This is a genomic window from Sphaerisporangium dianthi (genome assembly GCF_042654065.1).
GTDB classification, from domain to species: Bacteria; Actinomycetota; Actinomycetes; order Streptosporangiales; family Streptosporangiaceae; genus Sphaerisporangium; species Sphaerisporangium dianthi.
This window is the reverse complement of the sequence record NZ_JBHSFP010000014.1, coordinates 120,489-132,149: the sequence shown is the minus strand read 5'-3', so window position 1 is coordinate 132,149 and position 11,661 is coordinate 120,489. Positions and strand designations below refer to the sequence as shown.

8 protein-coding genes are annotated in these 11,661 nt (G+C 71.5%); 2 read left to right on the top strand and 6 right to left on the bottom strand.

What is annotated here, in order from left to right; translation table 11 throughout:
* Positions 1-287 precede the first annotated feature (287 nt).
* The 3 genes from ACFO60_RS21080 to ACFO60_RS21070 form a co-directional block, all read right to left on the bottom strand.
* Complete coding sequence (locus tag ACFO60_RS21080) at positions 288-2,519, bottom strand: ATP-binding cassette domain-containing protein (RefSeq protein ID WP_380842695.1); 2,232 nt, start codon at positions 2,517-2,519, stop codon at positions 288-290.
* Positions 2,520-2,768: 249 nt separating this feature from the next.
* A complete protein-coding gene (locus ACFO60_RS21075) occupies positions 2,769-3,647 on the bottom strand; it encodes an ABC transporter permease (RefSeq protein WP_380842554.1) in 879 nt (292 codons plus the stop codon).
* The gene (locus ACFO60_RS21070) at positions 3,644-4,594 is read right to left on the bottom strand and encodes an ABC transporter ATP-binding protein (protein ID WP_380842552.1); all 951 of its coding nucleotides are present in this window, start codon (positions 4,592-4,594) and stop codon (positions 3,644-3,646) included. The genes ACFO60_RS21075 and ACFO60_RS21070 overlap by 4 nt, the downstream gene beginning before the upstream one ends.
* 195 nt (positions 4,595-4,789) lie before the next feature.
* Between ACFO60_RS21070 and ACFO60_RS21065 the strand changes: the two genes are divergently transcribed.
* Positions 4,790-5,605 (top strand): MerR family transcriptional regulator, encoded by an 816-nt coding sequence (locus ACFO60_RS21065; RefSeq protein ID WP_380842550.1) that lies wholly within the window; start codon positions 4,790-4,792, stop codon positions 5,603-5,605.
* Here the strand turns inward: ACFO60_RS21065 and ACFO60_RS21060 are convergent.
* The 3 genes from ACFO60_RS21060 to ACFO60_RS21050 form a co-directional block, all read right to left on the bottom strand.
* The gene (locus ACFO60_RS21060; RefSeq protein WP_380842548.1) at positions 5,542-6,381 is read right to left on the bottom strand and encodes a hypothetical protein; all 840 of its coding nucleotides are present in this window, start codon (positions 6,379-6,381) and stop codon (positions 5,542-5,544) included. The two genes, ACFO60_RS21065 and ACFO60_RS21060, sit on opposite strands and share 64 nt — an antisense overlap.
* Positions 6,382-6,827: 446 nt before the next feature.
* Complete coding sequence (locus ACFO60_RS21055; RefSeq protein WP_380842546.1) at positions 6,828-8,522, bottom strand: AMP-binding protein; 1,695 nt, start codon at positions 8,520-8,522, stop codon at positions 6,828-6,830.
* Between the two features lie 154 nt (positions 8,523-8,676).
* Positions 8,677-9,897: an acyltransferase family protein gene (locus tag ACFO60_RS21050; RefSeq protein WP_380842544.1), complete on the bottom strand. Its 1,221-nt coding sequence runs from the start codon at positions 9,895-9,897 to the stop codon at positions 8,677-8,679.
* Between the two features lie 358 nt (positions 9,898-10,255).
* Between ACFO60_RS21050 and ACFO60_RS21045 the strand changes: the two genes are divergently transcribed.
* The gene (locus ACFO60_RS21045; RefSeq protein WP_380842542.1) at positions 10,256-11,509 is read left to right on the top strand and encodes an acyl-CoA dehydrogenase family protein; all 1,254 of its coding nucleotides are present in this window, start codon (positions 10,256-10,258) and stop codon (positions 11,507-11,509) included.
* Positions 11,510-11,661 lie beyond the last annotated feature (152 nt).

Here is an 11,661-nt window from a genome sequence, read left to right as displayed (position 1 = left end):
CACGCGAGTGATGGATCAGTCCATGTGAGCCCCGTATCGATATCGCCGCGAACGTCGTCGTCCTGCGGAGCAGGATGGTCTCCTCCTCGGATCAGGCGGCCTCACAGACCTCTGAGCGTCGGAGACCGACCCCTCCCATCTACGGCGGCGTGACATCTCCTTACCTGCGTAGCGGTACGTCCACCAGCGAACCTCATCGGACATCGACTCGCCGGGACCCGCGGGGGCGGACCCGTGCGAGGAGAGCGCGTGAGAGTCCCGTCTCATCGCAAGGTGCCGGGGCGGTCCTAGGACCGTTCGCCGGTGTAGAGGCGGAGGTGGGCGGCGGTGAGGGTGTCGGCCTTGGTGGTGAGTTCGGACGGGGGGCCGGAGAAGACGATCTGGCCACCGTCGTGGCCGGCGCCGGGGCCGAGGTCGATGATCCAGTCGGCGTGGGCCATCACGGCCTGGTGGTGTTCGATGACGATGACGGTGTTGCCGTCGTCGACCAGGCGGTCGAGCAGGGCGAGAAGCTGGTCGACGTCGGCCAGGTGGAGGCCGGTGGTCGGTTCGTCCAGGACGTAGGTCGTGCCGTTCTTCGCCATGTGGATGGCGAGCTTGAGCCGCTGGCGCTCGCCGCCGGACAGGGTGGTGAGCGGCTGGCCGAGGCCGAGGTAGCCGAGGCCCACGGCCGCCAGGCGGTCGAGGACCACCCGTGCCTGCCCGGTGGGGAACAGCTCGCGGGCCTCGGCGACGGGCATGGCGAGGACCTCGCTGATGTTCCTGCCGCGCAGCCGGTACGTCAGGACCTCGGGTGTGAAGCGCTTGCCCTCGCACTGCTCGCACACCGAGGCGACCTCGGCCATCATCGCCAGGTCGGTGTAGATCAGGCCGATGCCCTTGCAGGCCGGGCAGGCCCCTTCGGAGTTGGCGCTGAACAGCCCGGGCTTGACGCCGTTGGCCTTGGCGAACGCCGTCCTGATCGGGTCGAGCACCCCGGTGTAGGTGGCGGGGTTGCTGCGGCGCGAGCCGCGGATCGGCGACTGGTCGGCGACGACCACGCCCTCGCGCCCGGCCACGTACCCGTGGATCAGCGAGCTCTTGCCCGACCCGGCGACGCCGGTGACGACCGTGAGCACGCCGAGCGGGATGTCGACGCTGACGTCCCGCAGGTTGTGCAGGGAGGCGCCGGTGACGGGCAGCCACCCGGCGGGAGCGCGGACCTTCTCACGCAGCTCGACCCGATGGTCGAGGTAACGGCCGGTCAGCGTGCCGGACGCGCGCAGCCCTTCGACGTCGCCCTCGAAGCACACCTCGCCGCCCGCCGCGCCGGCGCCCGGCCCGAGGTCGACCACGTGGTCGGCGATCGCGATGGTCTCGGGCTTGTGCTCGACCACCAGGACGGTGTTGCCCTTGTCGCGCAGCCGCAGCAGCAGGTCGTTCATGCGCTGGATGTCGTGCGGGTGCAGCCCGGCCGTGGGCTCGTCGAAGACGTAGGTGACGTCGGTCAGGCTGGAGCTGAGATGGCGGACCATCTTCACGCGCTGGGCCTCGCCGCCGGACAGGGTGGAGGACTCGCGGTCGAGGCTGAGGTACCCCAGGCCGATCTCGACCAGGGAGTCGAGGGTCTCGGCGAGAGTGTCGAGCATCGGGCCGACCGAGCGGTCGCCGATGGCGCGCACGAACTCGGCGAGGTCGCTGATCTGCATGGCGGAGCACTGGGTGATGGTGCGGCCGCCGATCACCGCCGACCGGGCGGCCTCGTTCAGCCGGGCCCCGCCGCAGGCCGGGCAGCCGACGAGCTTGACCGCCCGGTCGGCGAACGCGCGCGCCTGGGCCTGCATCGACTCGCGGTCTTTAGCGAGGTAGAGCCGCCGGACCTTGGGGATCAGCCCCTCGAAGGTGACGTTGTGCGTGCCCATCTTCACCTTGGTGACGGGCTTGTGCAGGAAGTCCTCCCATTGGGCGGGGGTGTAGTCCTTCAGCTTGACGGCCGGGTCGAACATGCCGGACTGGGCCATGAGCTGCCAGTACCAGGTGCCGACCCCGAAACCGGGCACCTTGACCGCGCCGTCGTCCAGCGACAGCTCGCGGTCGACCAGCTCGTCGACGTCGATGTCGGAGACCTTGCCCAGCCCTTCGCACTCGGGGCACATGCCCTCGGCCCGGTTGAAGCTGAACGCCGCCGGCGGGCCGACGTGCGGGGTGCCCATGCGGCTGAACAGGATGCGCAACATGGTGTGGGCGTCGGTGGCCGTGCCGAGGGTCGAGCGGGCGTTGCCGCCCATGCGCTCCTGGTCGACGATGATCGCCGCGCTCAGGTTGCGCAGCGCGTCGACGTCCGGCCGGGCGCGGCTGGGCATGAAGTTCTGCAGGAAGGCCGTGTAGGTCTCGTCGATCATCCGCCGGGACTCGGCGGCGATCGTGTCGAAGACGAGCGAGGACTTGCCGGAGCCGGAGACCCCGGTGAAGACCGTCAGCCGCCGCTTGGGAATGTCCAGGGAGACGCCCTTGAGGTTGTTCTCGCGGGCGCCGCGCACCTGGATGAGGTCGTGACCGTCCGCCGCGGAGTGGTCGCGCTCGCGGAGCGGTTCATCGTTTCGGACGGGGCCGGCCTGCTGGCTGGAGATCAACGGGACCTTCCATGGTCGAGGGAGGGGAGGGCAGGGGGAACACGAGGATAGGGACGCCCACCGACAGAAACCGGCCCCGTCACGGGACGCGGACGGCGGTCGCCCGCGGCGGGCCGAAGGGGGATCCGGCCCGCAGGACAGGACAGGGCGTGGTGGTCACAGGGGGCGCTGCATGGCCTTGGCGCGCCGGGCGGCGACCGCCGACCCTGACTCGCGGCGTGCCATGCGGCGCAGCACCGCCGGCGCGAGCACGAAGCCGAGGAGCGCCCAGGCGCCGAGGACGCCCGCCGTTTCCAGGTGCCGCCAGGAGTCGCCCACCTCGGCGGCGGCCAGCGCGTCCGGCAGCAGCGCCGAGCGCAGGCCGAGGCCGAGCCAGTAGACGGGGAAGACCTGCGCCACCAGTTGCAGCCACCCGGGGAACGCGGTGAGCGGGTAGAACACGCCCGAGACCGCCATCAGAGCCATCAGCGGCAGCATGACGACGCCCATGGACTGCGCGCTCTCGAACAGGGAGCCCAGCACCGCGCCGATCGGCAGCACCGCCACCATGCCGAGCGCCAGCACCCAGGTCAGCGTCAGCCAGGACGCCGCGTCGCCCAGTCGCAGCCCATCGAACAGGAACGCCGCCGGGACCAGCGGGACGAGCGCGCCCGCGACCGACATGCCGGCCCGGCTGAGCACCTTGCCGGTCAGGTAGCCGATCATGCCGTTCGGCGTGGCCTTGGCGCGCAGCAGGGTGCCGTCCTCGCGGTCCATGGTGAGCGTCATGGCCAGCGCGACCATCCCGTTGAGGACGACGTTCAGGCCGAGGATGCCGGGGATGGACTGCGAGCCGAGGGAGAAGCCGGTGCCCGGCACCGTGTTGTGCCGCAGCAGGTACATCACGATCAGGGCGATGACCGGCAGGAACAGGGTGCCCCACACGTCCTGGACGTTCGTCGCGCTCTGACGGAACTCGACCCGGGCGCGGTGCAGCCCCGCGCGGAACGCGGCCGTCCGCGCGCCGCGCACGCCGGCCGGGGGAGGGGTGGTCATGCGGACACCTCCGCCAGGGGGCCGGGGACCGCGGCGTGTCCGGCGGACTCGAAGTCGCGCACCATCGCCAGGTACACCTCTTCCAGGCGCGTCCTGCGCACCTCCAGGTCGGTGACCGCGTCGCCGTGCCGCTCGAACAGCCCGCGCACGTACCCGGTGGCGTCCTCCACCGACGCGGTGTGCCGCTCGCCGGCGACGCTGTAGAGCACCTCCGCCTTGCCCGAGACGCGCCGGGCCAGCTCGGCCGCGCTGCCGTCGGCGACGATCGAGCCGCCCACCAGGATCAGGATGCGGTCGGCGAGCCTCTCGGCCTCGTCCAGGTCGTGCGTCGTGAGCAGGATCGACGTGTCCTCCAGGTCGGCCAGCCGCCGCACCAGATCGTGGAAGTCCTGTCTCGCCTGCGGGTCGAAGCCCACGGTGGGCTCGTCGAGGAACAGCAGCTCCGGCCGCCCGACCAGGCCGATGGCCACGTCGAGCCTTCGCCGCTGCCCGCCGGAGAGCCGGGCGACGGTCGCGTCCGCCTGCCCCTCCAGCCCCACCAGGCCGATCAGCTCGTCCGGGTCGTACGGTCGCCGGCGCTCCGCCGTGCCGTAGGGCGTGTAGTAGCGGCCGAGCTGGTCGAGCAGCTCGCGCACCCGCCAGCGGCCGTGGTCGCGCCAGGACTGCAGCACGATGCCGAGCCGCGCCCGCCACGCCTCGTCCCCGTCGTCGGGGTCGGTGCCGAGGACGCGCACCTCGCCCGCTGACCGCCTGCGGAACCCTTCGAGGATCTCGATGGTCGTCGTCTTGCCGGCGCCGTTCGGCCCGAGCAGGGCCACGACCTCGCCGCGGCGCACGCGCAGGTCGACACCGCGCAGCACGTCGGCCGAGCCGTAGCGCATCCTCAGCCCGCAGGTCTCGATGGCCGGTTCCATGGGTATGTCGCCGTCGTTGTCGCCCGTCTTCATACCTTCAATTTTCTCATTGAAGTGCTCTCTTGAGGGTTGGCCAGAGAGCAGGCCCGCCTGTACAGGCACTGGCCTCCGCTAACCTTCAAATGACATGTGAACCCTCAGACTGAAGACGGAGCGGCGGCCGCCCGATCGGCGAAGGCGGCGCCGGGCCTTGATCGAGCGACCGGCCCCCGACCGGAAGGCGGACCGATGAGCGGCGGAGGAGGGACGCGCCTGCGTCCCGTCGACCTGGCGCGGGTGGCCGGCATCTCCGCCCAGCAGGTGCGCAACTACGCCGACACCGGCATCCTGCCCCCGGCGCCGCGCACGCCCGCCGGGTACCGCAGTTTCGGCGAGGAGCACCGCGCGGCCCTGCACACCTACCGGGCCCTCGCCCGCGGATACGGGTGGGACGCCGCGCGCAGGGTCATGCAGACCCTGCACGCCGGAGATCTCGCCGGCGCGCTCGCGCTCGTCGATGCGGGCCACGCCGCCTTGCACAGGCAGCGCCTGTCGCTGCGGGCGACGGCGCGGGCGCTCGAGGAGGTCGCCGGACAACGGTCCGAGCCGGCCTCGGAGGCGTCGGCGCGGTCGCGCCGGGGCCTGCGCGTCGGCGAGGTGGCCGCGCTGCTCGGGGTGCGCACCTCCGCGCTGCGCCTGTGGGAGTCCGCCGGCCTGCTCACCCCGGGCCGCGAGCCGGGCACCCGGTACCGGCGCTACACCCCGGCCGACGTCCGGGACGCGAGGATGGTCCACATGCTGCGCCAGGGACGCTACCCGCTGCCGCAGATCAAGGACGTCATCGAGGGCCTGCGCCGCACGGGGAGCCGCGACGCCCTGCGCGAGGCCGTCGAACAGCGCGCCGCCGAACTCACCGAACGGGCGGCCGGCATGCTGGAAGCCTCCAGCCACCTCCACCACTATCTGTCCGCGCACCCGCACGCGTCCTCGGCGCGCACCGTTCAGGGCCGCGCACGCCGGGTGGCCGAAGGGGCCGGGGAGGGCGACGGCGAGGGGTTGAGGTAGGTGGCGGCGTTGGACGGGTTGCTGAGGTTGCCGGCATCGTCCCGCGCCACCACCTGGAACGTGTAGGACGCCTCGCCGCCGATCCTCACCATGGTGCGCGGAAGCGGGCTGTCGTCCCCGAGGCCCCATTGCGAGGAGGAGCGGCGGAACACGGGCCAGTGGGTCGTGGACGTGGAGCCGCTGGTCGCCCACTGCATTCCCGCGTAGCCAGGGGCGGGCCCGTTGAAGACGCGCAGGTCCCAGGGCATGGGCGGCGACGACGGGCCGGGGGACGGGGTCATGTTCGGCGGCTCCGCCGTGGCCCTGTTCATGGCGAGAAGGCTCGGCACGCTCCTGTTGCCGGCGGCGTCGACGGCAACGACGTAGAACAGGTGGGCGCGGCCGGGCATGAGGTAGATCACGTCGGCGGTGACCTGGGTGGCCGTGTGGGTGAAGTTCGCCTGGACGCGGCTGAACGAGCCGGTCACCGGGGAGCTGTAGGACCAGGCGTAGATGTCGTACCCGGTGATTCCGACGTTGTCGGTCGACTGCGTCCAGGTGAGGCCCGCCACCCCGGGGCGGTAGACGGTCCGGGGGGTGAGGCCGACGGGTTCACTGGGCGGGGTGGTGTCGGCGGCGGCCGCACCGGCCCGCGGCGCGCTGTGGGCGCTGCCCGCGGCGGCACCGGAGGCGGGCATCGGGCCTGCGGCGGCGCCGGAGGCGGGCATCAGGCCGGCGCCGAGCACGGCGGCCGTGGCGGTGGCCGCACAGCCTGCGATCAGAAGGCCACGCGACACGGTCCCATGAGGACGTGGGAAGGGCATGAGGAGCCTTTCGTCGGGCGGACGGAGCTCCGGACGGCCCGCCCTCCGATCGCAGGGTCGGGAGCCGGCGCTCCCGGACGCGCGGGCGACGCCGGCGCACCACCGGCCATCGGATCCGGAGCGCCCCCTTCAGGCGCGCTCGCGACCGGTCGTCGCGTCGGCTCCGCGAGCGGAACGGCGGCACGCGCCGTGCCGTCCTTGATCGTGCGCCACGGGCCGGGCCCGGTCCACCCCCGGCCTGACCAGCGGCCTTCCGCGACAGGTCAGGAGCGGAGTGGCGGTCGCGCGGAGGTGAAAGTTTCAGCGCGACGTGCACGACCAGATGCCGGCGCACCTCGTACCGGACCTCCTGCGCGAGGGCGGGCGGCCGCGCGTCCTTCCAGGCAGGCCGCGCGTCGTGCCAGGCAGATCGTGTGGGCCTAGGCGTGCTCGGTGGCGAGGAGGTGGCGCAGGCCCAGCTGGTCGATGGCGCGCTCGCGCATCTCCATCTTGCGGACCTTGCCGCTGATGGTCATCGGGTAGGCGTCCACGACCTGCACGTAGCGGGGAATCTTGAAGTGGGCCAGCTTCCCTTTGCAGAACACCCGCAGCGACTCGGCGGTCAGCGGCTCGGCGCCCGGCCGCATGCGCAGGCACGCCATGAGCTCCTCGCCGTACCGCTCGTCGGGCACGCCGATGACCTGGGCGTCCAGGATGTCGGGGTGGGTGTACAGGAACTCCTCCACCTCGCGCGGGTAGACGTTCTCCCCGCCCCTGATCACCATGTCCTTGATGCGGCCGGTGATGCTGAGGTAGCCGTCCTCGTCCATGATCCCGATGTCGCCGGTGTGCATCCAGCCGTCGGGGTCGACGGATTCGGCCGTCTTGTCCGGCTGCTCCCAGTAGCCGAGCATCACCGAGTACCCGCGGGTGCAGACCTCGCCCGGGCGGCCGCGCGCGACGAGCGCGCCGGTCTCGGGGTCGATGACCTTGACCTCCAGGTGCGGGCCGACGCGGCCGACGGTGGAGACGCGGCGTTCGAGCGAGTCGTCCGGGCGGGTCTGGGTGGCCACCGGGGAGGTCTCGGTCATCCCGTAGCAGATGGTCACCTCGACCATGCCCATGCGCTCGACGACCTGCCGCATGATCTCCACAGGGCACGGCGAGCCGGACATGATGCCGGTGCGCAGCGACGACAGGTCGAAGGAGGCGAAGTCGGGGTCGGCCAGCTCGGAGATGAACATCGTCGGCACGCCGTACAGCGACGTGCACCGCTCGGCCTGCACGGCCGCGAGCGTCGCCCGGGCGTCGAAGACGGGGGAGGGGATGACCACGCAGGCCCCGTGGCTGATCGCCGCGAGCGTCCCCATGGTCATGCCGAAGCAGTGGTAGAACGGCACCGGCACGCACACCCGGTCGGCGTCGGTGTAGCGGCACAGTTCGCCGACGAAGAAGCCGTTGTTGAGGATGTTGCGGTGCGACAGCGTCGCGCCCTTCGGGAAGCCGGTGGTCCCCGAGGTGTACTGGATGTTGATGGGGTCGTCGGGGGTGAGCGCGGCCTCGGCCGCGGCGAGCGCCCGCCGGTCGCCCCGCCTGCCCGCCGCCATGAGCGACCGCCAGCCGTCCTGGCCGATCAGCACGACGTGCTCCAGCTCAGGGCAGCGCGGACGCACCTCGGCGATCATGCCGGCGTAGTCGGAGGTCTTGAACCGCTCCGCGGCCACCAGGGCCCGCACCCCGGCCTGGTTGAGCACGTACTCCACCTCGTGCGCCCGGTACGCCGGGTTGACGTTGACCAGGATCAGCCCGATCTTGGCCGCGGCGAACTGGGTCATCGTCCACTCGGCGCAGTTCGGCGCCCAGATGCCGATGCGGTCGCCCTTGACCAGGCCGAGGCCGAGAAGGCCGAGCGCGAGCGCGTCGACCTCCTCGGCCAGGGCGGCGTAGGTCCAGCGGCGGCCGGTCGTGCGGTCGACCAGCGCGTCCCGGTCACCGAAGGCCGCCACCGCCCTGCCGAAGTTCTCCCCGATGGTCTCCTCCAGCAGCGGCGTCGTGCAGATGCCGGTCGCCAGACTGGGCAGGGACCCCGTGACGGTCGTGCCGGGGATCTCGCTTTCCAGGATGGAGGCGGTCATGGAACTCACTCCTTCGGTTCGCACGGCCGGACGGACTCTGCGCGGGCGCGGGCGGTGTGGCCGTGCCGTGCCGCGGTGTGGCCGTGCCCGCGGGCGGCATGACCTGCCGCGGCTTGGTACGGCCGTGCCGCGGCGCGGCCTGGCGGAGCCGGCTTCAGCGCGCCACCGGGGGCGCCGGGTCGACCGGCACCTGCTCGGGCAGGTCGGGGGAGGAGGAGGGCGGCATCGGCAGCGGCACCCCCGGGCCGGTCCTGCCGTTGCGCGAGGAGGCGAAGCGCTTCATGATCGGCTGTTCCACCAGCGAGTACAGCGCCCACGAGAGCACCAGCGTGATGCCGGCCAGCACCGCCATCATCCCGAAGGCCGCCGGAGTGCTCCAGCCCTTCATGTTGCCGAACCACTGGCGGACGTAGACCAGCACCAGGAAGTGCCACATGTAGAACGCGTAGGACACCTCGCCGAGCCAGACCATGACGCGGCCGCCGAGCCAGCTCGTACGCCGCTCGGTGTCGTCGACGGCGCCCGCGGCGATGATCAGGCCGAGCGGGACGACCGAGATGGCCACGACGTCGAAGCCTATGGGGAACAGCGGCGCGATGGCGTACAGGGCGATGCCGATCGCCAGTGCGCCGCCGAGGCCCACCGGCAGCCGCCTGCCGGTCATGACGATCCTGGCCAGGATCATGCCGAAGACGAACTCCAGCATCCGCACCGGCGGGAACTGCATCACGAACCACATCTCCAGCTCGGTCATGCCGAAGCCGGGAATGGGCGGCTGCGCCGGCAGGAACTTGGCCACGAACGGGACGGCGAAGATGGCCACCACGGTCAGGCCGGCGTAGTTCCACAGGCGGTCGGCCTTGATGCGGCCGATGTAGCGGTACAGCAACGGGAAGCACAGGTAGAACAGCGCCTCACACGACAGCGACCACGCCGGAGAGTTGAAGGCGGTCCTGACGCTCAGGGTGGGCACGTACGACTGCAGCAGCAGCGCGTGCAGCAGCGCGGTCCCGCCGTCGATGGCCTGCTTGCCCACCCAGCTCACCAGCACGAGCGCGGCGGCCAGGGTGATGATGTAGTTCGGGTAGATCTTCAGGAAGCGGCGCCGCAGGAACGTCGCCGTGGTGTCGGACTTGCGGGCCGCGTAGGTCAGGACGAAGCCGCTGAGGATGAAGAAATAGGAGACCGCGGCCCAGCCGCCCTGGATGACCACCGACATGTACGCGCCGGCGAAGGCCGCGGAGGCGAACAGGCTCGCACCGATGGCGTGGGTGAGGAACACCATCCCCGCCGAGACGAATCGCATTCCGGTCAGCGACGGCAGGCGGGACGGCAGGGTCACGGGATGGGAACCGACGGTTTTCGACAACTCCACCAATTTGACGCACCTTCTCAAGTTCTGGCCGGCTCAGGCTCGATCAGCCGGCGGTTCCGGCATGCCCTTTCGCGCGGTCGATCGGGGAGCCACCGTTCATCGATCGGCAGAACCCGACGATCGCATCCACGCGTACGGCGCGCATTTTCCAAATTGCGCTCTTCGCGGCCCGGCGCGCCGGTGGAGGCGCGCTCCGGGGCGGACACCTGGCAGGCCGCGACGCGTTTCACGCCACGGGCAGGGCGGGGCGGCGGCGCACACCGCATTCCAGGAGATGCCCGCGCGGCGGGCGGAGGTGAACGCTGGCTAACACGGCACGATTCCCCGTCAGCCATTCGAGATGAAGGACTGCGCGCCAATGGCAGTGGCCACGAATGTTCCCGAGTACGGAGTCGTCCTCCAGCCCGAGGCCGCCCTCACGCCGGCGGAGATGGTCGCGCGGGCCGAGGCCATCGCGGCCACGCTGGTCGACCGCCAGGCCGAGACCGAAGAGCGCACTTTCTACGCGCAGGACACCCACGAGGAGTTCCTCCAGGCCGGTTTCTACCGGATCCTCGTCCCGCGGCGCTACGGCGGCCTGGAGTACGGCATCGACACGTTCATGCGGGTGACGATGGCCCTCACCAGGGGATGCCCGTCCACCGGCTGGATGTACTGCCTCGGCCACGCGCACGCCCTGATCGCGGCGTCGCTGTTCGACGAGCGGGCGCAGTCGGAGCTGTTCGCCGGCGGCGACTTCATCTGCCCGGCCACGGTCGTGCCGAACGGGACGGCCGAGCGCACCCCCGGCGGCGACTGGGTGCTGAACGGCACCTGGGGCTACAACTCGGGTTCGCCGTACGCGACGCACTTCATCGGCCACACGCTGGTGTCCCCCGGAGAGGGGCAGCCGCCCGCGCCCATGTTGTTCATCGCCGAGCGCAGCCAGTGGCGGCGCCTGTCCGACTGGGGCAAGCAGCTCGGGCTCAAGGGCAGCGGCTCGCACAGCATCACCATGGAGAACGGGGTCGTCCCCGGCCACTTCACGCTGAACACCCACGTCAGCCAGGTCGACGTCTCCAAGGGCACCCCGGGGCGCACGCTGCACGGCAACCCGGAGTACGGGGGCGGCCAGCTCAGCTTCATGGTCATCGAGGACGCGATCCTCGCCGTCGGCATGGCGCTCGGGGCGCTCGACGCCTACGAGGACCTGATGCGCAGCCGCGTCGCCCTGTTCCCGCCGAACCTGCCGCGCACGCAGGATCCCGACTACCAGTACTGGTACGGCCAGGCGGCCGGGATGATCGCGACCGGCGAGGCGGCGGTGCTGAACGCCGTCCAGCAGTGGACGGAGATCTGCGCGCAGGGCCCCGCCGCCGTCACCAAGGAGGTGGAGATGCGCATCGCCGCCATCTGCCACCAGGTGGTGGACCTGTGCTGGCACGCGGTCGAGAACTACCTGTTCCCCACGGCCGGCTCCAGCGCGGTGCGGCAGGGCGAGCGCATCGAGCGGGTGTGGCGTGACATGTCCATGTTCCACAGCCACGCCGGGTTCGCCGTCTTCCTGTCCACCATCGCCAAGCGCGAGCTGGCCAAGGCCCGCTTCGGCGTGGAGGACGGCGCGCACGCCTGACCCGTCACGGGTCCCACGATCCCTGCCGGCCGTGTCCACCGACGACGCTGCGCACGGCCGGCAGAGAACACCGACGACCCGCGTTCCCCCTCCTTCCGCCGGAGGGGGAACGCGGGTCTTCGGCGTGTCGGCGCGGGTCTCGGCGTGCCGAT